This is a genomic window from Pseudomonas sp. GX19020 (assembly GCF_023371075.1).
Taxonomy (GTDB): domain Bacteria; phylum Pseudomonadota; class Alphaproteobacteria; order Rhodobacterales; family Rhodobacteraceae; genus Pseudogemmobacter.
In genome coordinates this window covers 24605-48593 of sequence record NZ_JAMCCR010000016.1, presented here as the reverse complement: position 1 = coordinate 48593, position 23989 = coordinate 24605, and the positions used below count along the sequence as shown (strand labels likewise).

Annotated in this window: 20 protein-coding genes; 10 read left to right on the top strand and 10 right to left on the bottom strand. The window is 64.5% G+C overall.

From position 1 onward, the window contains the following. The first annotated feature begins 11 nt into the window (after nucleotides 1-11). Nucleotides 12-1274 (top strand): Wzz/FepE/Etk N-terminal domain-containing protein, encoded by a 1263-nt coding sequence (locus tag M3484_RS19380; protein ID WP_249498826.1) that lies wholly within the window; start codon nucleotides 12-14, stop codon nucleotides 1272-1274. A 291-nt stretch (nucleotides 1275-1565) separates the two neighbouring features. Here M3484_RS19380 and M3484_RS19375 read toward each other — a convergent pair whose 3' ends face one another. The 7 genes from M3484_RS19375 to M3484_RS19345 form a co-directional block, all read right to left on the bottom strand. Further along, complete coding sequence (locus tag M3484_RS19375) at nucleotides 1566-2228, bottom strand: sugar transferase (protein ID WP_249498825.1); 663 nt, start codon at nucleotides 2226-2228, stop codon at nucleotides 1566-1568. A gap of 506 nt (nucleotides 2229-2734) precedes the next feature. Further along, nucleotides 2735-2923: a hypothetical protein gene (locus M3484_RS19370; protein WP_143040420.1), complete on the bottom strand. Its 189-nt coding sequence runs from the start codon at nucleotides 2921-2923 to the stop codon at nucleotides 2735-2737. Nucleotides 2924-3148: 225 nt separating this feature from the next. Further along, the gene (gene rfbA / locus M3484_RS19365) at nucleotides 3149-4021 is read right to left on the bottom strand and encodes a glucose-1-phosphate thymidylyltransferase RfbA (RefSeq protein ID WP_249498876.1); all 873 of its coding nucleotides are present in this window, start codon (nucleotides 4019-4021) and stop codon (nucleotides 3149-3151) included. Nucleotides 4022-4029: 8 nt separating this feature from the next. Beyond that, nucleotides 4030-4884: a dTDP-4-dehydrorhamnose reductase gene (gene rfbD, locus M3484_RS19360; RefSeq protein WP_249498824.1), complete on the bottom strand. Its 855-nt coding sequence runs from the start codon at nucleotides 4882-4884 to the stop codon at nucleotides 4030-4032. After that, nucleotides 4881-5930 carry a dTDP-glucose 4,6-dehydratase gene (rfbB, locus tag M3484_RS19355; RefSeq protein ID WP_249498823.1) on the bottom strand — a complete coding sequence of 350 codons (1050 nt, stop codon included), beginning with the start codon at nucleotides 5928-5930 and terminating at the stop codon, nucleotides 4881-4883. Before rfbB ends, rfbD begins: the two co-directional genes overlap by 4 nt. Then, entirely contained in the window at nucleotides 5927-6496 is a 570-nt protein-coding gene (gene rfbC / locus M3484_RS19350; protein ID WP_249498822.1) for a dTDP-4-dehydrorhamnose 3,5-epimerase, read from the bottom strand. Before rfbC ends, rfbB begins: the two co-directional genes overlap by 4 nt. 177 nt (nucleotides 6497-6673) lie before the next feature. Next, nucleotides 6674-8017 (bottom strand): oligosaccharide flippase family protein, encoded by a 1344-nt coding sequence (locus M3484_RS19345; RefSeq protein WP_249498821.1) that lies wholly within the window; start codon nucleotides 8015-8017, stop codon nucleotides 6674-6676. Nucleotides 8018-8211: 194 nt separating this feature from the next. Between M3484_RS19345 and M3484_RS19340 the strand changes: the two genes are divergently transcribed. Further along, the gene (locus M3484_RS19340) at nucleotides 8212-9474 is read left to right on the top strand and encodes a glycosyltransferase (protein ID WP_249498820.1); all 1263 of its coding nucleotides are present in this window, start codon (nucleotides 8212-8214) and stop codon (nucleotides 9472-9474) included. Here M3484_RS19340 and M3484_RS19335 read toward each other — a convergent pair. The 3 genes from M3484_RS19335 to M3484_RS19325 are packed head-to-tail and all read right to left on the bottom strand — an operon-like array spanning nucleotide 9458 to nucleotide 12956. After that, nucleotides 9458-10291, bottom strand: coding sequence for a glycosyltransferase family 2 protein (locus M3484_RS19335; RefSeq protein WP_249498819.1), 834 nt, complete (start codon nucleotides 10289-10291; stop codon nucleotides 9458-9460). The two genes, M3484_RS19340 and M3484_RS19335, sit on opposite strands and share 17 nt — an antisense overlap. Further along, nucleotides 10285-11994 carry a hypothetical protein gene (locus tag M3484_RS19330; RefSeq protein ID WP_249498818.1) on the bottom strand — a complete coding sequence of 570 codons (1710 nt, stop codon included), beginning with the start codon at nucleotides 11992-11994 and terminating at the stop codon, nucleotides 10285-10287. The genes M3484_RS19335 and M3484_RS19330 overlap by 7 nt, the downstream gene beginning before the upstream one ends. A 2-nt stretch (nucleotides 11995-11996) precedes the next feature. Further along, nucleotides 11997-12956: a hypothetical protein gene (locus tag M3484_RS19325; protein ID WP_249498817.1), complete on the bottom strand. Its 960-nt coding sequence runs from the start codon at nucleotides 12954-12956 to the stop codon at nucleotides 11997-11999. Between the two features lie 172 nt (nucleotides 12957-13128). Here M3484_RS19325 and M3484_RS19320 point away from each other — a divergent pair, with 172 nt between their 5' ends. From M3484_RS19320 to M3484_RS19285, 8 genes are all read left to right on the top strand, one after another. Then, nucleotides 13129-14985 carry a heparinase II/III family protein gene (locus tag M3484_RS19320; protein ID WP_249498816.1) on the top strand — a complete coding sequence of 619 codons (1857 nt, stop codon included), beginning with the start codon at nucleotides 13129-13131 and terminating at the stop codon, nucleotides 14983-14985. A 21-nt stretch (nucleotides 14986-15006) separates the two neighbouring features. Continuing rightward, nucleotides 15007-16620 carry a bifunctional phosphoribosylaminoimidazolecarboxamide formyltransferase/IMP cyclohydrolase gene (purH, locus tag M3484_RS19315; protein ID WP_249498815.1) on the top strand — a complete coding sequence of 538 codons (1614 nt, stop codon included), beginning with the start codon at nucleotides 15007-15009 and terminating at the stop codon, nucleotides 16618-16620. Nucleotide 16621: 1 nt separating this feature from the next. Continuing rightward, nucleotides 16622-17116: a signal peptidase II gene (lspA, locus tag M3484_RS19310; RefSeq protein WP_249498814.1), complete on the top strand. Its 495-nt coding sequence runs from the start codon at nucleotides 16622-16624 to the stop codon at nucleotides 17114-17116. A gap of 115 nt (nucleotides 17117-17231) precedes the next feature. Continuing rightward, nucleotides 17232-17834 (top strand): DUF3035 domain-containing protein, encoded by a 603-nt coding sequence (locus M3484_RS19305; protein ID WP_249498813.1) that lies wholly within the window; start codon nucleotides 17232-17234, stop codon nucleotides 17832-17834. 114 nt (nucleotides 17835-17948) lie between these two features. Next, entirely contained in the window at nucleotides 17949-19421 is a 1473-nt protein-coding gene (locus M3484_RS19300) for a M16 family metallopeptidase (RefSeq protein ID WP_249498812.1), read from the top strand. Beyond that, nucleotides 19418-20731 (top strand): M16 family metallopeptidase, encoded by a 1314-nt coding sequence (locus tag M3484_RS19295; RefSeq protein ID WP_249498811.1) that lies wholly within the window; start codon nucleotides 19418-19420, stop codon nucleotides 20729-20731. The genes M3484_RS19300 and M3484_RS19295 overlap by 4 nt, the downstream gene beginning before the upstream one ends. A 172-nt stretch (nucleotides 20732-20903) precedes the next feature. After that, entirely contained in the window at nucleotides 20904-22805 is a 1902-nt protein-coding gene (gene mutL, locus M3484_RS19290) for a DNA mismatch repair endonuclease MutL (RefSeq protein WP_249498810.1), read from the top strand. Beyond that, a complete protein-coding gene (locus M3484_RS19285; RefSeq protein WP_249498809.1) occupies nucleotides 22802-23965 on the top strand; it encodes a DNA recombination protein RmuC in 1164 nt (387 codons plus the stop codon). Before mutL ends, M3484_RS19285 begins: the two co-directional genes overlap by 4 nt. Nucleotides 23966-23989 lie beyond the last annotated feature (24 nt).

Here is a 23989-nt window from a genome sequence, read left to right as displayed (position 1 = left end):
GGACGAACTCCATGGGACATCTGCGCAATATCGAAGATCTTCTGGGCTTTTTGCTGCGGCGCGGCTGGCTGATCGCGCTTTGCGCGCTGATCGCGGTCGTGCTGGCCGCGCTTTACGCCAAAGCCCGCCCTGACAATTATACCGCCTGGGCCTCGATCGAGATCCAGACCGCCCAGGTCCGGGTGCCGGTCGCCGGACAGCCGGCCGAGGCCAATCAGGCCTCCGGCTCGGCGCAGCTGGTGCAATCGCTGCAACATCGGCTGACAACGCGGCAAAACCTGGTCGCGATCATCGAACGGCACAAGCTGTTCAGCGACCTGCCGGCGATGTCGACCGAGGCGAAAGTGACCGCCCTGCGCGCGGCGATCCGCTTTGACACGGTCGAGGTTTCAGGCGATCCCGCCTATGGCCAGCCAACCCAGGTCTCGGCGGTGGTGATCAGCACGACCTTCGGTGATGCCGACAATGCCGCGCGGATCGCCAATGATCTGGCGCAAAGCGTGGTGGATCTCTCGGCCTCGGGCCAGCTTGCACGGGCGCGCGAAAGCTACACTTTCCATTCCGACCGGCTGGCGGTTCTGAACACCGAGATCCAGGCGCAGGAGGCGAAGATCATCTCCTGGCGCAACGCAAATGCCGAAATGCTGCCGCCGGTATCGGCGACGCGGCGCGAAGAACTGACAACCATCGAGACCGATCTGCGCGGGCTCGACCGTGATCTGCTGCTGGTCGATGAAGAGCGCCGCCGCATCTCGGCGCGCGAGACGCTGCGCCCGACCGACCGGCAGCGGCTGCGCGAGCTGGATGACCAGACCACGCTGATCGCGGGCCAGCAAGCGGCGCTGAAGACCCGTGCCGCGGGCATCGAAGCCGGGCTCGCTGGTGTTGCAGTGGCGGAACGCGGTCTCGCGGATCTCGAGCGGGACCTTGGTCAGATCCAGCGCAATTTCGACCAGGCGTCGGATGCGCTGGCCGAAGCAGATTCTCAGGTGCGGCTGGCCGAACGCCAGCAGGGCGAACGTTTCGGCATTCTCGATCGCGCCATCACGCCCGAACATCCCGACGGCCCGCGCCGCAAGATGTTCGTGGCTGCAGGGGCGATTGCGGGGCTGCTCGGCGGGCTGATCCTTGCCTTCCTGCTCGATCTGCTGAGGCCGGTGATCCGCACGTCAGCGCAGATGGAACGCGAACTCGGTCTGCGCCCGATCATTGCCTTGCCGGAAATCCACCCTGCCGGCCATCACAAACGGGCCGGCGCCAGCGCGTCAGGATGACCTGCAAGGACAAGGCAATCGCTCCGCCGCTTACATCGGCGCTATGCGTCACAGGGGCTTGGGTCGCAGACATTTCTGAGTGCAGCGCGAGCCGGCGTCACGGCTGGCCACGCTTTTGGATCTCGCGACCAGATATCCCGGCACCTCCTTCACCGCCCCGCGCAGCCCTGACCAGTCTACTGGCCGCGTCCCGTAACATCGGGCCGCGAGGCCGGATCTGCATCCTTGTAGTGAAAAGCTTTAGAGGATTTTTGCGGGGGCAAAAACGCCCCGCTCATAGACATCCGTGTTTCAGCAGCCAGTGCCGCGCAGCACCACGCTCACCGTCCGCGCCAGAATACGCAGGTCAGTCATCAGAGAAAGCTGTTCCTCATAGACTGCATCATATTCTGCCCGCGCCTCAAAGGTCGTGCGGTTGCGGCCTGCGGTCTGCCAGTAGCCCGTCACACCCGGGCGCAGCGCGTAATAAGCCGTGCCGGGATAGAGGTCGCGCTGGTTCAGCATCATCGGTCGCGGGCCGACAAGGCTCATATTGCCGATGAAGACGTTCCAGAGCTGCGGCAGCTCATCCAGCGACGAGCGACGCAGAAAATGGCCAAACCGGGTGACACGCGGGTCATTGCGCAGTTTTTGCGTGCTGTCCCATTCCGCGCGCGCCGCGGGATTGGCCGCCAGCCAGGCCTCCAGCCGCTGATCCGCATCAACCACCATCGAGCGCAGCTTCCACATCCGGAACGCACGCCCGCCTTTGCCGATCCGCATCTGGCTGTAGAAGGGGCTGCCCCCATCGCGCGCCACAAGGATCGCCAGCACAAGAACCACCGGCACCATAATCGGCACCGCCGCCAATATGGCGAACAGATCCAGCGCCCGTTTGAAAGCATGGCGATAGACACCGCCACGGCCGGGCAGGTTCAACACCCGCTCGCCATTATCAGATGCTTTCCGCAACAATGGTGAAGCGCCCGCAGCCCCTGCGGTTTTTGCTGACATGATTGACATTGTCAGCGCTCGGTCAACAAATTTGGCGAATGAGGCACAGCACAGACCCCCCGGGTGACGATATTCACCGTCGCCACATCAAAATTTGGCAGAACTTTTAACCACATTTACAGCACCCGGTCAGAATGCCCCCAGGGACTATTTTATCCGATGGGGATAGGGCGCGAAAAGCATGATCGCCATGTGATCACCACAATTCCGACGCAATTCAGAGATTTTTGGCCATAACAGGGGGGCAACTCCTGTCTTCGCGCCGGAAATGCCACGTTCCGGCCCGGAAGCGCCCGGCGAACGACACAAGGTCCCAGACGCGATTCGGAGCCCGTTGATCGCCGCAAAGCATGCGGGCTTTTGGGGAGGCGGCTGAAAAGTCCCGAAATGTTGTTTCGTATTCTATTACAATCGGCGAGATCTGGCCGCTCTGCCCCCTGGCAACAGGCGTATCGCCGCGCGGTTTCTCAGGCGTCACCGGCGCCCGAGGTCTCTTCCCAGTCGCCTGTGTGGAAAAAAGCCATCGTCATAAGAGAGGTAGCCCCTGCCCCGGAATAGCAGAGCAGCCAGGCCAGAGGCGGGTGGCCCGCCATGACAGAGAGACTGAGCGCAAGACCAGCAACCAGAACCGAGAGCGCGAGATATCCTGCTATCATATGTCACCGCTACTTACACTACCTGCAACGCGGCGTGTCCCGACCTGGGGCCGCGGCTACTCCCCTCAGAACAGCGCAAAAGCAGGAATTTTGCAAGGATTGCTGTAAAACAGGTTAATAATTGCCGAATGTTGCGCAGAAAAACCACAGGGCAGCCCGCTCGCCTGCCGGGGATATCAGTCACAGGGTGACACAGCCGGCAGGCGATTCAGGCGGAGGAGGCTCTCAGTCGGCGGCCAACTCTGACAGATAACGGCCATAATCATTCTTGCCGAAGAGCTTGGCCCGCGCGGCCAGCTGCGCCGCGTCGATCCAGCCCTGACGGAAGGCGATTTCATCGGGCGAGCCCACCTGCAGCCCCTGCCGCAGCGTCAGCGTGCGCACGAAATTCCCCGCATCGAGCAGGCTGCCATGGGTGCCTGTGTCAAGCCAGGCATAGCCGCGCCCCATCCGCTCAACCCTGAGAGTGCCCTCGACCCGGTAGATCTCCAGCAGATCCGCAATCTCCAGCTCGCCGCGCGCGGAAGGCTTCACCCGCGCCGCCAGTTCCGATGCGCGACCGTCGAGGAAATACAGCCCGGTCACGGCGAAATTCGATGGCGGATTGGCCGGTTTCTCGATGATCGCGCGCACATTGCCGTCGCGGTCGAAATCCACCACGCCATATCGTTCGGGGTCAGAGACGTGATAGCCGAACACCGTGCCGCCGGTCTCGCATTCTGAGGCCGAGGCCAGAACTTCCGGCAGACCATGGCCGAAGAAGATATTATCGCCAAGCACCATCGCAGAAGGCGCGCCGTCGAGGAAATTTTCGGCCAGCAGATAGGCCTGAGCCAGACCATCGGGCGAGGGCTGGGTGATCCAGGTCAGGGAAAGGCCCCATTGGCTGCCATCGCCCATCAGCCGCTGGAACTGCATCTGGTCGTCTGGCGTGGTGATGATCGCGATCTCGCGGATGCCGCCCAGCATCAGCACCGAGAGCGGATAGTAAATCATCGGCTTGTCATAAAGCGGCAGCAGCTGTTTCGAGACGCCCATGGTGATCGGATAGAGCCGCGTGCCCGAACCGCCCGCCAGAATAATGCCTTTGCGTGCCATGCCCTGTGTCATACCGCCAGCTCCTTCAGAACCTCATCAAGCCCGCTCCGCCAGTCAGGACGCGGGATGCCGAACGCCGCCTCCAGCGCTGAACAGTCCAGCCGCGAATTGAGCGGCCGCTGCGCCGGGGTCGGATATTCGCGGGTCGGAATACCCCCGATCCGGCAGGAAAGCCCGGCACGGGTCATGATCTCGCGCGCGAAATCCGCCCAGGTCGTATCCGGCGCGCCAGAGAAATGATGTGTGCCCCCCGGCGCCCCCGCCTTCATCGCCTGCACGGCCACCAGCAGTGCATCGGCGATTGCCGAAGCCTGGGTCGGGCCGCCATGCTGATCTGAAACCACGTTCAGAGTCTCACGCTCGCGCCCGAGCCGCAGCATGGTTTTGACGAAATTCGCGCCATGGGCCGAAAATACCCAGGAGGTGCGCAGGATCAGATGCTGACCGCCGGCGGCGCGCACGCCTTCCTCGCCCTTCAGCTTCGAGCGGCCATAGGCGCCCAGCGGCGCGACCGGATCGCCAGGGCGGAAGGGCTGATCACCCCGGCCCGAAAAGACATAATCGGTCGAAATATGCAGAAAGGGGATCCGCGCTTTGGCGCAGGCCTGGGCCATGGCGGTGGGCGCGTCCCCATTGACCACACTCGCCAGCGCCTCCTCGCTTTCGGCCTTGTCGACCGCCGTCCAGGCGGCGGCATTGATCACCGCTTCGGTCCGCCCGTCGGCAATCGCGGCTGCGCAGGCGGCGGGATCGGTGAGATCCGCGTGATCGCGGCCAAGGAACACCGCCTGCACGCCCGCCGGCAGACGGCGCTGCAATTCCGTCGCGACCTGGCCGGTCTTTCCGAAAACGAGCAGCTTCATGCCTTAACCCCCAGCCGCTCGCCCACGCCCCGACGGGCCAGCAATGGCTGCCACCAGGCCTCATTGGCGAGATACCAGTCGACCGTGCGCTCCAGCCCCTCTTCGACGGTGACCGACGGGCGCCAGCCAAGTTCCTCACGGATGCGTGACGGATCAATGGCATAGCGCGCATCATGGCCGGGCCGGTCGGTCACGAAAGTGATCTGATCGGCGTAAGACCCCGCCCCTTTCGGGCGTTTGCGGTCAAGGATGGCGCAAAGCGTCTGTACCAGTTCCAGATTGGTACGCTCATTCTCGCCGCCGATATTATAGCTGCGGTTCAGCTGACCCTTTTCCACAACCAGCAGCAGCGCATCGGCGTGATCCTCGACATAAAGCCAGTCGCGGATATTCGACCCATCGCCATAGATCGGCAGTGGTTTGCCGGCCAGAGCGTTCAGGATGATCACCGGGATCAGTTTTTCCGGGAAATGGAACGGCCCGTAATTGTTCGAGCAATTCGTGAGCACCACCGGCAGGCCGTAAGTCTCGGCCCAGGCGCGCACCAGATGATCCGAGGCCGCTTTCGATGCCGAATAGGGCGAACGCGGGTCATAGGCGGTGTCTTCAGTGAATTTCACCGCCGGATCGCGCGGCAGCGAGCCGAAGACCTCATCGGTCGAGATATGGTGAAACCGGAAAGCCGCAGGTTTGCCGGCGCGCGTCCACCAGGCCCGCGCGGCCTCGAGCATGTTATAGGTGCCGGTGATATTCGTCTCGACGAAATCCCCCGGCCCGTCGATCGAGCGATCAACATGGCTTTCCGCCGCCAGGTGCATCACTGCATCGGGCTTATGCGCGTCGAAAATCCGGTCAAGCGCCGCCCGGTCCCGGATATCGGCCTGTTCAAAGGTATAAAGCGGGCTGTTCCCGACTGCGGCGACATTTTCCAGGCAGGCCGCATAGGTCAGCGCATCGACATTCACAACACTGTACCCGCGCGAGACCGCCAGCCGCACCACGGCGGATCCGATGAACCCCGCGCCTCCGGTCACGAGAAGCTTCATGCTTTCACCTCATAGCGGAAGGGGCGGCCCGCATCTTTCAACAGCGGCGCGGCCTTGTCTTTGTCGGACAAAACCGGCTGCGCGCCGTCGAGGCCCCAGTCAATCGCGATCTCCGGGTCATCCCAGCGGACGGCACCGTCGCAGTCGGGCGCGTAGAAATCCGAACATTTATATTGCACCTCGACATCCGGGGTCAGGGTAACAAAGCCATGCAAAAAGCCCTGCGGGATCAGAAGCTGGCGCCCGTTTTCCGCCGACAGCTCTTCGGCGACCCATTTGCCAAAGCGGGGCGAGCCTTCGCGGAAATCCACCGCCACATCAAGGATCGCGCCGCGGGTGCAGCGCACCAGCTTGTCCTGGGCATGGGGGGCGGACTGGTAATGCAGCCCGCGCAAAGTGCCTTTGGCGGCGGAAAAGGAATGGTTGTCCTGCACCCAGTCAATATCGATCCCGGCCTCTTTCATCCGAAGCGCATTGAACGTCTCGGTGAACCAGCCCCGCGCATCGCCAAAACGGCGCGGCGTCAGCAGGAGGACTTCGGGAAGGGCGGTGGCTTCGGTCTGCATCTGGGTGGTCTTCCTCAGGGGTCGCAATCGGGGCGGTCGCAATCGGGTCGGGGCACAATCAGGTCTGGGTCGCAATCGGGCATCGTCATCAACGGGCAGTGCCCCTCCATAAGCCCCGCGCCGCCTGTCGCAAGTGCTGCAGCTTTCGGGGCACGGAACAGCCCGTAACCGTCATATCTATCCAAATAATGTCAGCAATTCGTCACGCCCGGACCAGCAAAGTGCAATTATCAGCACCAGTGCCAGCGCGGCGGCCGTCAGATCATGGCGCGGATCCCAGGCCTTGTGACGCCGCGCCAGCCGGATCAGGAACGGATGTGTCAGCGCCAGCGCCAGCCCCTGACCCAGAAGGGCGCCGCCAAGCCCGCCCCAGCCTGCGCCGATGATCAGCGCCGTGGTCTGCAACGCCGCCCTTATCGCCTGAACGAAGAAAAAGCCCCGCCCGTCTCCGGCCGCCAGGGCCGCCTGGTCATAGGTCAGCCCGATCAGCATCGGCATCTGCGCCATCGCCACCGCCGAGACGATCACGCCCACATCCTGGTAGCGCGCATCGTATAAAACGCCGGCGATCAGGTCACCGCCCGCCGCCATGGCGCCCATCACCAAAAGCATCGGGATCGTCAGGCCAAAGCGCAAATGACGCAGTTTGCGCGCGCCCGCCGGATCGGCATGCGGGCCCAGTTCGCGGTAGATCGGGATCATGATCCGCGTCACCACCAGCCCCGCCAGCAGCACCGGGAAGGAGGCAAGGAAAAAGCCGATATTATAGTGCCCGAGATCGGCCATGCTGAGATAAGACCCCAGCACCGCCTTATCGCCCTGGGTCAGCAGGAACCCTGCGGCCGTCGAGGCAAGGATCCATTTCCCGAAATGCACCAGTTCGCGCGCGGCATCGGGTTCCCAGCGGAAACGGTTGGCGGCGCCGGGAAGGAAGGCCGAGCTGAGGCACAGTTTCAGCAGGACCTGCGCCACCGCCCCCACCACCAGCGCCCAGATCGAGCCGGTGATCCAGGCGAAACCCACCATCACCACAATGCCGCCGATCTGCGCCGCGAGATCAAGAAGCGTCACCCGCACCAGAAGCAAATGTCGGTTCGCCGTGTCGATCCGCGTCGGGTTAAAGCCACCGATCAGCAATGTCAGCCCCGCGACAGGCACCATAAGCGCAAGCTCCGGCACGCCGTAAAACCAGGCAGCGGGCCAGGCGACAAGGCAGGTCAGAACCCAGAGCCCCGCACCACGAAACACATTCAGCGTCCAGGCCGTGTTCAGAAAATCCGGGTCATCGCCCCGCGCAGAACGCGAGATCGCCGGGCCGATGCCGACATCGGAAAACATCTGAAGGCCGACCAGCACGACCATGACCAGCGCCATCACCCCGAAGGCCTCGGGATATAAAAGCCGCGTCAGAACCAGGTTCGACAACAGCCGGGCGAATTGCGCGAAAACGTAAGACCCCGCGACAAAGGCACCGCCGCCAAGCGCACGCCGGAAGAGGCTCTTGCCTCCGGTCAGTTCCATGATCTGCCCTTTTCTGCCCTGCCCCGGCCCGTCATGCGACACATGATGCGGCCAGAAGTACCGCCGTCAGTGCCGCCACAAGTGCCCCTGTGCAACGCTTTGCCCTCATCCCTTTGGCCCGGGCGCTTTACGCTTGCAAGCGGCACGGCCGCACCCGATCCTGGCATTCGCTGCCGCTGCCATAAATTCGGATCATGAAACTCGCCTATCTGGTCAACAGCTATCCGCTGCCCTCGCAGACTTTCATCCGCCGCGAGATTCACGCGCTGGAGCGGATGGGCTGGCAGGTGCATCGTTTCGCCATGCGCTCGGCACACGCGGCGCTGGTCGAAGCCGCCGATATCGCCGAAGACAGCCGCACCGAACATTTGCTGGAACACGGGCTGTTCCGTCTGATCCGCAGCGCCCTGCCCTTCGCCCTGCGCCGCCCTGGCGCAGCCTGGCGCAGCCTCAGACTGGCGCTGAAATGCGGGGCCAATGGCGCGGGCGGCGCGCCCGGAACCGGCGGGCGGCTGCGTCATCTGGTCTATTGGATCGAAGGGGCCGAGGTCGCGCGGCGCTGCCACCTGGCGCGCCTGCCGCATATTCACGCGCATTTCGGCACCAATTCCACCACGGTTGCCATGCTTGCGGCCGAAATCGGCGGGCTTGGCTTTTCCTTCACCACGCATGGGCCCGAAGAGTTCGACGCCCCCCGCGCCCATAATCTCGGTGAGAAAGCCTCGCGCGCCGATTTCTCGGTGGCGATTTCGTCTTTCGGGCGCTCGCAGCTTTGCCGCTGGGCCGGGGTGCAGGACTGGCCAACGATCGAGGTCGTGCATTGCGGCATCGAGACCTGGCGCTTTCCCGAGCCCGCACCGATGCGCGATACCGGACCGCGCCGCCTGGTTGCCATTGGCCGCATGTCGGAACAAAAGGGCTTTCCGCTGCTGATCGAGGCAATGACGCGGGTGAAAACCGATCTGCCCGATCTGCGCCTCACCCTGATCGGCGAGGGCGAGCTGCGCCCGATGATCGAATCGCAGATCCGCGCGGCGGGGCTTGAGGACCGCATCACCCTGACCGGCTGGCTGGATGAGGCAGGCGTCCGCGATGAGCTCGCACGCGCGCATGCGCTGGTGCTGCCCTCTTTCGCCGAGGGGCTGCCCATGGTGCTGATGGAGGCTTTCGCCGCCGGGCGCCCCGCGATTGCCAGCGCCATTGCCGGCATTCCGGAACTGGTCACGCCCGGCACCGGCTGGCTGGTGCCCGCAGGTGACGCCGATGCGCTGGCCGATGCGATGCGCGGCTTTGCCGCGGTGCCGGTCGGGGTGCTGGCCCGGATGGGGCGCGAGGCGCGGGCCGATGTCTTTGCCCGCCATGACATCAATATCGAAGCCGCAAAGCTCGCCCGTCATTTCCGCGCTGCGATGCGCCTGCCGGCCGAAGGCCAGGATCCGGTCAGCGACCACGGGTGAACTCCGTAGTGCCGCGTCTGAGCCGCACCGCCAGTGCAACCGCCGCATAGGCCGCGAAGCCCAGCGGGTCGCGCGCCGCAAGTCGCATCAGCCCGCCCACGCCCAAAGAGGCCTTGCCCTCGCGTTCCAGAATGCCGGGACAGGTCGCGGCGAGTTCGCGCACGCCAAGATCCTGACGGCGGCGCACCCTGACCAGGGCGGCAAAGCCCTCGACCATCGGCCAGGAATAATGTGCGGCGATCTGCACCCGCTCCTCAGGCTCGAATTGCAGCCGCACGAAAGTGTCATCCGAGATCAGCCGGGGAAATTCCCCCCATCGCGCGCGGCCCTCCGGGTTGGTGGCGTAAAGCCCGTAGCCCGGTGCAGTGCTCTGCGCGAAAGGCAGGCTCTGCCAGAACCGCGCATAGGCGCGGGTGATCCATGACTTCGCCCGCGGGATCTGCGGCGTGGCCCCGGCATAAAGCGCGCGGGGGCTGGCCAGCGCCGCCACCAGCCCCGCCGCCACCCCCGGTGACACCAGGCAATCGGCATCAAGCCAGGCGAGAACGCGGCCCCGCGCCACCGCCTCGCCCGCATTCAGCGCGCCTGGTTTCGAGCCCTCGGCGAGATCAAGCACCGTCATCTCCCAGCCGTCCGGCACCGCGACCCGCCGCGCGAACTCTGCCGTGCGGTCGCCGCAGCCATTGGCCACCACGATCACTTCGGCCCCTCCTGGCACCGGATCCGAGGCAAAGACAGCCATGAGGCAGGGGCCGATCCAGGCCTCCTCATTCGAGGCCGGGATGATAACGCTGAGCGCAGACGGCGGGTTCAGCATGTGCCACAGGCCCGGATCAGCGCCCGCCAGCGCGGATTGTCATCCGAGAGATGCCTGAGCGCGCCCCAGCTGCCATGCCGTCCAGGCGTCGCGACAAAGCCGTAATGGGTGAAAGGCGCATCGGTCAGCGCAGCCCAGGACGCGAGCAGGTCCTCATAAAGCACACCCATTCCGTCCGAGTAATTCAGAGCGGTAAAAAAGGCAGTAACCTCGGCGTCATCGGCGACCGGACCGATCCCGGTCACATGGGTGCCCCCCTCATACATCACCAGGCGAAGCCCGTGTTTTCTTGCGATTTCAGCCTGATAGGGCCAGACCACATCGATCAGATGGGCAAGCGTGTCATCGGGCCTGCCGGAAACCGCGCCATGGCGCAGCTCCGCGACCGCGCGCTCAATCGCCTCGTCGAGCCCGTATTTCTCGCCCCAGGCCTCCAGCGACCGACCTTCAAGCCCCAGCCGCGCCGCGTGATCCGTTGCTGCCGCCTTGCTTTCGTCAAGCCAGGCACGGATCATCGGCAGCCGGTCCTCATGGCCCAGCGCGCCCGAGAAATAGCCGGTCACCGCCCAGGCATCAAAGCTGGTCACCGGTGCGGGCCGCCCCTCATCCGTCACCTGCTTTGGCGCAAGAATATGCTCTTCCAGCCCCAGCCAGCCGGTCTGGGTCGACAGGACCCGCACCAGCCGCGCCTGATCAGTGATTTCTTCCGCCCAGATCGCCATGGCCTCGGCCGCACGCAGCGCATAAAAGGCAAGCCAGCCACCCTCCCCGCCCCAGCGGGCCTTTGCCTGCTGATCCGCCCATGCAGCCTGGGAAAACTGCCAGTTCCAGACCTCGTTGGAATATTCCACCCAGGCCACACGGCCCGGCGCCAGACCTGTTGCCACAATCTGCGCCATCTCGCGCAGCAGCGAATCCGACGCCATATGCGGCAGCGTGATCCAGGGATCGGCCTCCAGCCGGTTCGCAAGCTCTACCACGACCTCGACCGGCACGCCGCGCCGCGTCCAGGTGTAATCCCCGGGCCGGGGCCGGTCTTCGGGCGTGATCAGCGGCGAGTCATTGGTCTGCAGCCAGTCCATGAACCGCAAAAGCCCGATCCCTTTGAGCCGCGCAAGGAAATCGGGGTTGAAAACCTCACCCGCCGCCATGAGCGCCTCACGGTCTTCGCGCAAGACGCGGATCTCGCGGACCGGATCGGCGGGATCGCTGGCGGTGATGCGCAGATCGACGAGCCCCGGTCCTGGCGTAAAATCAAAGATGATCCGGCTGCCATCCCTGCGCGGATTGCGCGCAAGCCCGCCAACCGCAACATCACCAGTGCCGCCCCAGGTCACGAGATAACGGCCGGCCAGATCGCGCGCGCCGGGCGGCATATCCGTCAAAAGCACGGTGCCGATGGCGTCGAGCCCTTCGGGGATGCGCCGCGGCCAGCCCTGATCATCCAGCACGCCCGCCGCTGCCAGCGCGTTATGGTCCTGACCGCCCCATTGCCCCGGCTGATGCCCGATCCAGTCGCGTGCCGATTTCATCACATCAAGGAAGGGCTGCTCCGGCGACCAGTCGCGCCCGCCCAAAAGCCCCATGCCGAGGCCCCGCGCCCTCGCCTCTGCCGAGGCGATGCCGGGCAACAGCGGCACAGCCATCGCGCCCGAAACAGCGCCCGCAACGGTTCTGCCAAAAGCCCGGCGGGTCAGCGCCACCCTCACGGCTCCCGCCTTTGTACCACACCGCTTGGCGGATAGGCGGTCACGACATCCCAGGCGATTTCCTGCATCCGCCTTGCCGCCACCGGATCAATATTGATGCGGCTGCCATCGGCACGGGAGACTGCGACGGGCAGCCCCACCGGCGAGCGGCCATAGATCACCGCATAATGTGCCACCGCCATCAGCCAGGCGCCGGTATCGTTGAAATGGATGTCATCGCTCAGGAAATCCTCGACACCCCGAAGGCCAGGCAACTCACCCGCCTCTGCCGCGCGAACTGCTGCGGCCATCACCTGGCCGCCCGGGATGACATGGATGGTGCCGGTGCCCTCTGCCGCCATGGCCGGGCGGAGCAGCGCGCCCTCCCACAGGGCGGGCAGGTCCTGGCCGATCCGCCCCAGCCAGTCGCCGGGGTCGTTCGACGTGTCGTTCAGCGAATGCCAGGTCTCGTAAAGATAGACCCGCGCATCAGGACGCGCCTTGCGGACCTCGGCCACCCAGAAGCCGAGCGCGCCCGGCGCATCATGCCAGCGGATCGCGTCTTCCAGCGCCACCATTTCGGTCAGAACCACCACCGGATATTCACCACTGGCAATGGCCTCACCCGCCGGACGGAAGGCGGTTGTCGCGTTTTCCTCTGCCATTCCAGCTACTTCGCCCTTACGATGCGCGTTCAGGCTTGCCCCCCAGCCGAGCTGGCTGTTCCAGTCATGCCCGGCGAAGCCCGCGAGAATCGCCGGCATATCGCGCCCGGTCAGCGAATGGCCCAGATGGTAGACCGCAACCGGCCCGACCGGTGGTGCCAGCGGCACCTCATAGCGCGCGGCAAATTCCTCCTGCGACAATTCGCGCCCCAGCGCCGCGCCGGGCAGCACGAATGGCAGGCTCAGCACCGCGCCCAGAAGAACGACGCAGGCCAGAATGGCGCCCGCCAGCAGAAGAATCGGCTTTTTCACAGCTTGTTCCCTGGCTGCCACAGAAGGATCACCGGATGATTTTGCCCTTAATTCTTCGCAGTTACCACAGCGGGGCAGAAAAAGCTGCGTTTCCAGGCTGAAAACGATACCGAAAACTGAGCGGGCTGCCGCGTTATGACCCACGCGCAGAGGAGTTTCACACGACCGCCCGGTGACATTCCTCCGGGCTGCGGCTATTCTCCGCGCCGCCTCCGGGGAACAATCCGAGGGCGTCTGGCAGGAAGGGCAGCAGCGGGTGACACGCGCCAATGATCGCATCGGTGATCGCATCTTTGCGGGGGGCGCTGAGGCGCCGGGCCGGCGCGAGCGGCTGGCAAATCGCTATGCAGCCTGGGCCGCGCGCCATGCAAAACCGGCGGACGGCTTTTCGCTGCGCCCCGAACCACGCTCCATCGGGCTTTATGCGCGCGGCAAGCAGATCATGGCCGGGAATATCGTCCTGGCCGGCCATCTGGTCGAGGCCCGGGACGCAACTGCCGAAGCCGAGATCTGGGATCTGACCGCGCCCGACCCCGCCTTTACCGATGAGGCGCATGGCTTCACCTGGCTTGATGACCTGGCAGCACTTGGCACATCGCGGGCGCGCGACCGGGCCCGTGCCTGGACCTGGAGCTGGATCCGGCGATTCGGCGATGGCACCCGCCCCGGCTGGACCCCGGCGCTGACGGGCAGGCGGCTGATCCGCTGGATCCACCATTCCGATTTCCTGCTTGAGGGCGAAGCACCTTCAGACCGCGCGCGATTCTTTGCCTCTCTGGCGCGGCAGGCGGGGTTTCTGGCGCGCCGCGCGACTTCGGCCCGGCCTGGCCTGGCCAGGATCGAGGCGCTGACCGGCTTGGTCTACACCCATCTCTCGCTGGAGGAAGAGGCGCCAAAACTGGCCCAGGCCCTGACCGCTCTGGCAAAGGAATGCGACGAGCGTATTGACCGCAGCGGCGCGATCAACAGCCGCAACCCCGAGGAATTGCTGGAGATTTTCACCCTGCTCGGCTGGGTGGTGCAAAGCCTCTCGGATGCGGGGCACACGGTTCCGGTGGCGCTTTCGGCGGCTTTGGATCGGATCGCGCCCTGCCTGCGCGCGCTGCGCCATTCCGATGGCGGGCTGGCGCGCTTCCATTCCGGCGGTACAGGGACGGAGGGGCGGCTTGACCAGGCACTCGCTGCCTCACGGGCGCTGCCCGCTGCGGGGCATGTTACTCTGGCGATGGGCTATGCACGGCTTTCCGCCGCCCGCACCAGCGTCATTCTTGATGTGGCCGACCCGCCCGGTGGCCCGGCGGCGCTTCATGCACATGCCTCGACCACCGCGTTTGAGCTGAGTTCCGGGCGCCGCCCGCTGATCGTCAATTGCGGCCCGGGTCAGAGCGCCGGGCCGGAATGGCGGCTCGCGGCACGGGCGACGCAGTCGCATTCGGCCCTGTCTCTGACCGGGTTTTCCTCGTCGCGCTTCGGCGCCTCGACCAGCCATCTGAGCGAGCGCGCCCATGTCTCGGACCTGCATTTCGCCGGAGCCGACGGCGCTTTCGTGCGGCTCAGCCATGATGGCTGGCAGGCGGGTCACGGCCTCATCGCCACACGCGAGCTGCATCTCTCGCCTGACGGGCGGCGGCTGAGTGGCACGGATCTTCTGTCCTCGACCACACCGGATGCCCGCGCGCAGTTCGACCGGATGGTAGAACGCTCGCCGCTCGGAGGGCTGCCCTTCACTATCCGCTTTCATCTGCATCCCGATGTCGATGCCTCGCTGGATATGGGGGGCGCGGCGGTGTCGATGCAGCTGCGCTCCGGCGAGATCTGGGTTTTCCGCCATGACAGCGGCGCCGATCTGTCGCTGGAGCCTTCGGCCTGGCTTGAACGTGGCCGGCTTGCGCCCCGCCATGCACAACAGATCGTGTTGATGGGCTTTGCCCAGCACTATGACAACCGTATCGGCTGGACGCTTGCGAAAGCCCAGGATACTCCGCTCGCGATCCGCGATCTGGACCGGGATGACCCGGTTCCCATCTGAATTACCCGTCAGAGAGGCCCCATGTCGATTTCCGCGCCCAGCTCCGCCGCCCCTACCACGCCCGTCCGCCCGCGCCGCGCCCTTTTGTCGGTATCAGACAAGACCGGCCTGATCGGGTTTGCGCGCGCGCTGCATGGCCACGGGGTCGAACTGCTCTCGACCGGCGGCACCGCAAAAGCGCTGCGCGAGGCAGATCTGCCGGTGAAGGACGTGGCCGAGATCACCGGTTTCCCGGAAATGATGGACGGTCGCGTCAAGACACTGCATCCGATGGTGCATGGCGGGCTGCTGGCTTTGCGCGACAATAAAGATCATGTCGCGGCGTTGGAGGATCACGGGATCGGCGCGATCGATATCCTGGTCGTGAACCTCTACCCGTTTGAAGAGACCGTGGCGAAGGGCGCCGATTATGCCACCGCAGTCGAGAATATCGACATTGGCGGCCCGGCGATGATCCGGGCGGCGGCCAAGAACCACGCCTTTGTCGCGGTGGTGACCGATACCGAAGATTATGCCGGTGTAATTGCAGAAATCGAACAGAATGGCGGCACGAGCTATGCGTTCCGCCAGCGGCTCGCGCTGACCGCCTATGCCCGCACCGCGGCCTATGATACCGCCGTGTCGACCTGGATGGCGGCGGCGATTGCGGAACCCGCGCCGCGTTACCGCGCCATGGCCGGCAAACTTGCACAGACCCTGCGTTATGGCGAGAATCCGCATCAGAAAGCGGCCTTCTACCTGGACGGATCGAACAGGCCCGGCGTGGCCACCGCAAAACAGTGGCAGGGCAAGGAGCTCAGCTACAACAATATCAACGATACCGATGCCGCATTCGAGCTGGTGGCGGAGTTTGCGGGCCAGGGCCCGGCGGTTGCCATTATCAAACATGCGAACCCCTGCGGCGTCGGCAAAGGGTCTACGCTGCTCGAGGCTTACCAGCGCGCCTGGACCTGCGACACGACCTCGGCTTTCGGCGGCATCGTCGCACTGAACCAGGAACTTGACGCTGCCACCGCCGAAGAGATCGTGAAGATCTTCACCGAAGTCGTGATCGCGCCTTCGGCCACCGATGCGGCGAAAGCGGTCTTTGCGGCGAAAAAGAACCTCCGCCTCCTGACCACGGGCGCGCTGCCGGATGCGTCGCAGGGCATGCTCTCGTTCCGCCAGGTCGCGGGTGGCTTTCTTGTCCAGGACTCGGATGTCGACACCATCACGCCCTCTGATCTGAAAGTGGTGACGAAACGCGCCCCTTCGGACCAGGAGCTGGAAGACCTGTTCTTCGCCTGGAAAGTCGCGAAACATGTGAAATCGAACGCCATCGTCTATGTGAAAGACGGGGCCACGGTCGGCATCGGCGCGGGCCAGATGAGCCGCGTCGACAGCACCATGATCGGCGCGAGGAAAGCCGGCGAGATCGCCCAGGCACTGGGGCTGAGCGAAAGCCCGGCGGTTGGTTCGGTCGTCGCCTCGGACGCCTTCTTCCCCTTTGCCGACGGGATCGAAGTTCTGGCGGGGAATGGCGTCAAAGCCGTGATCCAGCCCGGCGGCTCGATGAAAGATGCCGATGTGATCGAGGCCGCGGACCGGCTTGGTCTTGCGATGGTCTTCACCGGCCAGCGCCATTTCCGGCACTGACATGCGCGCAGCCTGGCTTTCCGCCCTCATCACCTTCGGCCTCGACCAGGCGTCCAAACTGGCGGTGGTCCAGGGGCTCGATCTTATCAGCCGCGGCGAGATCGATGTCTGGCCGCCCTTCCTCGTCTTCCGCATGGCCTGGAATCGCGGCATCAATTTCGGCCTCTTTGCCGGGGATGCCGAGGCGGTGCGGTGGGGAATCGTTCTGGTCTCGCTGGTGATCTCGGGCTGGGTCTGGATCTGGGTGCGGCGCTCGCGCCCCGGCACCCTTGCGCAGATTTCCGCCGGTCTGCTTGTCGGCGGCGCGCTTGGCAATGTGATCGACCGGATCTGGTACGGCGCGGTGGCGGATTTCCTCAATACGTCCTGCTGCGGATTCGAGAATCCCTATGCGTTCAACGTCGCCGATATCGCAATCTTTGCCGGGGCCCTTGGCCTGGTGCTCTTTACCGGCAAGCCGGCTGAGGGCAGCAAATCGGGGGCAAAAAAGGGCTGAGCCGGATTTCTGACGGTGCCGGGCCTGTGCCCTGGCCGAAAGACCCCGTGACGCGACCAATCCCATAGGCTAAGAGACTTCAAAGGCCGAAGGGCAGCATAAGACGGAAAGACGAATGCCGGGGAACAGGATGCAGGCAAGATCGGGCAAGGGCATGATCGCGCTGACGATTGCGCTGGTGCTGTCCGGATGTGCCGCCGACAAGGGCGATTCTACCGATCTGATGCGGCTGCGCTCGAAAGACGGGCCGGATGAATTCGCGGTCCTGCCGCCGAAGGCGCTGGAAATGCCAACCAGTCTCAAGGACCTGCCCGCGCCCACGCCGGGCGGCGGCAACCGCACCGATCAGCGCCCGCTTGATGATGCTGTGGTGGCGCTTGGTGGCAAGCCCGGCGCCTCGGGTGGCATCCCCGCCGCTGATTCCGCACTTTACGCCCATGCCGCGCGCAATGGCACCCAGGCCGATATCCGCAGCCAGCTGGCCTCGGAAGATCTGCAATGGCGCCGCGACAACAAGGGCCGCATTCTTGAGCGCATGTTCAGCGTCAACACCTATTACCGCGCCTATAAAGACCAGTCGCTGAATCAGTATCGTGAACTGGAATACTGGCGTTCTCGCGGTCTTTTGACCCCATCTGCTCCGCCGGAAGGCTATGACAAGCAGAAGGAAGAAAAGGAACGCCAGAAGAAGAAGCGCGGCGGCCTCCAGCTGTTCTGATGTCGGGGATGCGCCCGTAAGCCGCGCGCCCCGGACCTCAGCCGCCAGGAGCCCGTTAAACCTGCCCCTTGCCGGGCAGCGCACGGAACACAGCGGAAAACCATCGGAGGACGGATGCGTCTTGTGACCCGACTTGCCCGTAAAGCCAGGGGAAAAACCCGCGGCTTTGCGAGGATCATGCCTGCCTTGCCGCTGCTTGCGGCATTGTCGGCCTTTGCCGCCCAGGCCGAAACGGTTTCGGCTTTCCGGCTGGAAAACGGCCTTGATGTGGTGGTGATCGAAGATCACCGCGCCCCGGTCGTCGTCCAGATGATCTGGTATCGCGCCGGCGCCGCCGATGAGACTGCAGGCAAGTCCGGAATCGCACATTTTCTGGAACATCTGATGTTCAAGGGCACCGACAAAGTGCCCGCCGGCCAGTTTTCCGCCACGGTCGAAGCGCATGGCGGTGATGACAATGCCTTCACCTCCTGGGATTACACCGCCTATTTCCAGCGCATTGCCGCCGATAAGCTGGAAATGGTGATGGAGATGGAGGCCGACCGGATGCGGGGGCTGAAACTCGACCCCGCCGTGGTGCTCACCGAACGCCAGGTGATCCTTGAGGAACGCGCGCAGCGCACCGATTCCGATCCGGGCGCGCTGCTGGGCGAACAGATGCGGGCGGCCTTGTTCCTGAACCACCGCTACGGCGTTCCGATCATCGGCTGGCGCCATGAGATTGCCGAGCTGACCCGCGAGGATGCCTTGGCCTGGTATGAGAAGTATTACGCCCCGAACAATGCCACGCTGATCATCGCGGGCGATGTGACCCCCGATCAGGTGAAGGGACTGGCCGAAAAATATTACGGCCCCATCGCGCCCTCGGAAGGCATAAAACCGCGCATCCGCCCGCAAGAGCCGCCGCATCTGGCGGAACGCCGGCTGGCCTATGCCGATGAGCGGGTCTCTGACCCCTATGTCTACCGCTCTTACCTGGCGCCGGAGCGCAATCCGGGCGATCAGAAGACCGCAGCCGCATTGTCGATCCTGGCTGAGCTTCTCGGCGGCAATGGTCAGACGGCGATCCTGCCGCGCGCGCTTCAGTTCGATAGCCAGGTCGCGGTCTGGTCTTCGGCCTTTTACGATGGCACTGCGCTGGATGACGCGACTTTCGGGCTTTATGTCGTGCCCGCACCCGGGGTGAGCCTTGGCGAGGCAGAGGCCGCGATGGATGCGGTTCTGGCGAAATTCCTTGAGGAAGGCCCCGATCCGGAGGCGTTTGACCGGATCAAGACCCAGATCCGTGCCTCGGATATCTATGCCAAAGACGATGCGATGGGGCTGGCAAAGCTTTACGGCGAGGAGCTTTCGGTCGGCCTCGGCCTTGATGATATCCAAAGCTATACGTCGGTGCTGGATGAGGTGACCATCGAGGATGTGATGCAGGCCGCGCATCAGGTGCTGAACCGCAACAATGCGGTGACCGGCTGGCTGGAGCGCCCGCCGGAAGCCTCGCCGGAAGCGTCACCGGAACAATCTGCCGCTCCGGCTGAGGCAGCCCCCGGGACGGAACCGGCAACAGGTGAAACGGAGGCCGCAGAATGATGTTTCGTGCTCTGGTCGCAGCTTTTGCGATCCTTCTCCCCGGGCTCGCCTGCGCCGATATTCCGATCAAAGAGGTGAAAAGCCCCGGCGGGCTGACCGCCTGGCTGGTTGAAGATCACAATATCCCCTTCACCGCGCTGGAGATCCGCTTTCGCGGCGGCACTTCGCTGGATGATCCGGGCAAACGCGGCGCGATTTACCTCATGTCGGGGCTGATCGAGGAAGGCGCCGGCGATCTCGACAGCAAGGGCTTCGCCGAGGCGCGAGACAGTCTTGCGGCCTCGTTTTCCTTCGCGGCCTCGACCGATACCTTTTCGGTCTCGGCCCGGTTTCTGAGCGAGAACCGCGATGAGGCGGTGGATCTGCTGGCCCTGGCCCTGAACAAGCCGCGCTTTGATGAGGATGCGGTGATCAGGGTGCGCGAACAGGTGCTCTCCGGGCTGCGCTCGAACCTGCGCGATCCTTCTTCGATTGCGTCGCAGACCTTTGATCAGCTGGCTTATGGCGAACATCCCTATGGCAGCACCGGGCGCGGCACGCTTGCATCTGTTGCGGCCCTGAGCCGCGACGATATCGTCCAGGCCTGGAAGACCGCTCTTGCGCGCGAGAATGTCTATATCTCGGCCGCAGGCGACATCACCGCCGCAGAGCTGGGGCTGATCATCGACCGCGTGCTGGGCGGTCTGCCGGAAACCGGCGCCCCCCTGCCCGGGGCGGCGCCCTGGCTGCTGCCACCGGGGGTGAGCGTGATCGATTTCCCCTCGCCGCAATCGGTGGTGGTGTTTGGTCAGTCGGGAATTTCGCAGAAGGATCCGGATTTCTTTGCCGCCTTCATCCTGAATGAGGTGATGGGCGGCGGGCGGTTCTCGGCCCGGCTGATGACCGAGGTACGCGACAAGCGCGGCCTGACCTATGGGATCGGCACCTACCTCGTGGGGATGGATCATTCGGACAGCTATCTCGGGCAGTTCCAGGCCTCGAATGACAAGGTCGCCGAGGCGATCAGCGTGATCCGGGCGCAATGGGCAAAAATCGCGACCGAAGGGATCAGCGAGAAAGAGCTTACCGATGCGAAGACCTATCTGACCGGCGCCTATCCGTTGCGCTTTGACGGCAATGCGCCGATTGCCTCGATCCTTGTGGGCATGCAGATGCAGGGGATGCCGATCGACTATCCGAACACCCGCAATGCGAAGATCGAAGCGGTCACGATGGAGGATGTGAAACGGGTCGCGGCGCGGCTTTATCAGCCCGAGGCCCTGCGTTTCGTGGTGGTGGGCCAGCCGGTGGATGTGACCCCGTCACCGTGACGCGCTTTGTAGCACCTGACAGGGCGGTGTTTTCCTGAACAAAGCCGGGGAGGGCAACCCTCCCCGGCCCCCTCCCCGCCGCGCGTGGGGGGACCTGTGCGGGGAGAGCCGCAGGCCGGGCAAGATCTGGCGGGCCTTTCGCGACTCGCTATCGGCTGCTAGATATTGCGGCATGAGCCAGTTCGCCCCCAACCTCTCGCAAGAAGCCATGCGTCCTGTGATCCGTCAGCTGGACGAGGCCGCGATCAACCGCATCGCCGCCGGGGAAGTGGTGGAACGGCCCGCATCCGCCGTGAAAGAGCTGGTGGAAAACGCGATAGACGCAGGCGCGACACGGATCCGGATCGAGTATACCGATGGTGGCAAGACGCTGATCCGGGTCACCGATGATGGCTGCGGCATGACGCCCGAGGATCTGCCGCTGGCGCTTAGCCGCCATGCGACCTCGAAAATCGACGGCAGTGATCTGCTGAACATCCGGTCTTTCGGGTTTCGCGGCGAGGCGCTGCCCTCCCTGGGCGCCGTCGGCCGACTGGCGATCACATCGCGCGCGGCGGGATTTGACGCAGCCCTGATCACCTGCACCGGCGGGCGGCTTGACGGGCCACGACCGGCCGCACTGACCTCGGGCACCGTGGTCGAGCTGCGCGATCTGTTCCACGCAACGCCCGCGCGGCTGAAATTCATGCGATCAGACCGGGCCGAGGCCCAGGCGATCCATGAAGTGGTCAAACGTCTTGCCATGGCCGAGCCGGCGGTGGGCTTTACCCTGTCCGAGGTTACCGCAGACGGGCCAAGAGTGATCCTGCGCCTTGACCCCGAACAGGGCGATTTGTTTGACGCATTGCAGGGGCGGCTTACGCGGGTCATCGGCGCGGATTTCACCGCCAATGCCATGGCGATTGATGCCAGCCGCGATGGTCTTGCCCTGCTGGGCTATGCCGCGCTGCCGACCTATTCGCGCGGTTCCTCGACGCAGCAATATCTCTTCGTCAATGGTCGCCCGGTGAATGACCGCCTGCTGCTCGGTGCGTTGCGGGCCGCCTATTTCGACGTGCTGTCACGCGACCGCCATCCGGCGGCGGTGCTGAACCTGATTGTCGATCCCGAACGGGTGGATGTGAACGTGCATCCGGCGAAATCCGAGGTGCGGTTTCGCGAGCCCGATGCCGCCCGCTCGCTGATCATCACCGCGATCCGGACGGCCCTGAGCGGAGCGGGCCATCGGGCCTCGACCACTGTGGGGGCCGAAACAATCGGGGCTTTCCGGCCAGGCCAGAACCTGGCGCCCCAGCCGATGCGGCCGACTTACGCGCATGACCTGCCGCACCGTCCTGCGCAGAGCAGCCTCGCCCAGGCCTTCGCCTTTCAGGCGCCCCTGCCCGCCCCCGGCTTCGCCGAAGCCCCTCAGGTCAACACGATTGCAGATCTGGGCGGGACCTCGGCGCAGATCCGGGATCAGGATCCGGCAGGGCCCGCGCCCGCGCCGCAGAGCTTCCCCCTCGGCGCCGCCCGCGCCCAGCTGCACGAAAACTGGATCATCGCCCAGACGCCGGACGGCATTGTCATCGTCGACCAGCATGCTGCACATGAACGCCTCGTCTATGAACGGCTGAAGGCGCAGATGGCCAGCCGCGAGATCCCGCGTCAGGTGCTGCTGATCCCCGAGATCATCACCCTCTCTCCGCCCGATGCGAGCCTGATCCTCTCGGCGGCTGAAAGCCTCGCCGGCGCCGGCCTCATCATCGAATCTTTCGGCGGTTCGGCGATATCGGTGACCGAAACCCCGGCGATCCTCGGCGAGGTCAACGCGGCCGCGCTGATCCGCGATATTCTCGACGAGTTGTCGGATCAGGGCGACAGCCAGCTGACCCGCGCGAAAATCGACGTGGTGCTGTCGCGTATGGCCTGCCATGGCTCGGTCCGCTCTGGCCGGCAGATGCGCCCCGAAGAGATGAACGCGCTTTTGCGCGAGATGGAGGTCACACCGAATTCCGGCCAGTGCAATCACGGCCGCCCCACCTGGGTCGAGCTGAAGCTCCATGATATCGAACGGCTTTTCGGGCGCAGATGATCACGCTTTTCGGCCAGACTTATGCCTGGAACGCCCCTGAGATCCTGATCGGCGGCGCGATCGGCTTCGGGATCATTGCCCTTCTGATCCTGATCCTGCGGGCCGCCAGTCGCGCGGGCAATTCCGCGCAGCCCCTGATGAATGAGATCGCCTGGATGAGCCACCGCGTCCAGGCCCTGTCCGAGGGGCAGGAGCGGCTCTCGGGCGGGCTGAGCCATGTATCTGAAGCGCAGGCCGCATCGCAGGTCTCGATGCTGAAACTGATGGAAGCCCGCCTTGCCGATGTGCAGCGCCAGATGACCGAGGCGCTACATGGCACATCGACCCGCACGGCGCGGTCTCTCGGGGAATTGCACCAGCGGCTGGAAACCATCGACAAGGCGCAGGAAAAGATCGAGAAACTTTCCGGCAACGTTCTGTCCTTGCAGGATATTCTGGCAAACAAACAGACCCGGGGCGCCTTTGGCGAGATCCAGCTGCATGACATCGTCTCGAAGGCGCTGCCCGCCGACAGCTATACGATGCAGGCGACGCTTCCGAATGGCCGCCGTGCGGATTGCCTTGTGCATCTGCCAAAGCCTCCCGGCCCCATCGTGATCGATGCGAAATTTCCGCTGGAACCCTACGAGGCGCTGCGCCGCGCCGAAAACCCGCGCCAGAACCATGAGGCCGCCCAGCAGTTGCGCCAGGCGCTGCGCGCCCATATCCGCGCCATATCGGAGCGCTATATCCTTGAGGGCGAGACCGCAGATGGCGCGCTGATGTTCCTGCCCTCGGAAGCGGTCTATGCCGAACTGCATGCGAATTTCCCCGAGCTCGTGCGTGAGGGGTTTGCCGCCCGGGTCTGGATCGTCTCGCCCACGACCTGCATGGCGACGCTGAACACAATGCGCGCGGTGCTGAAAGACGCGCGGATGCGCGAACAGGCCGGCGCCATCCGCAAAGAGCTCTCGCTTTTGTCGCAGGATGTGGATCGGCTTGGCGCGCGGGTCGGCAATCTTGACCGTCATTTCCAGATGGCGGCGCGGGATATAGAAGAGATCCGTATCTCTTCGGACAAGGCCGGAAAACGAGCCCGCCGGCTTGATAATTTCGACTTCGAGGAGCTGGCCCCGGACGCCACGCCCGTCCTGCCGGGCCGGGACGCCGGGCCGGGCTGAACCGACAGTGCCATGCAAAAAGCG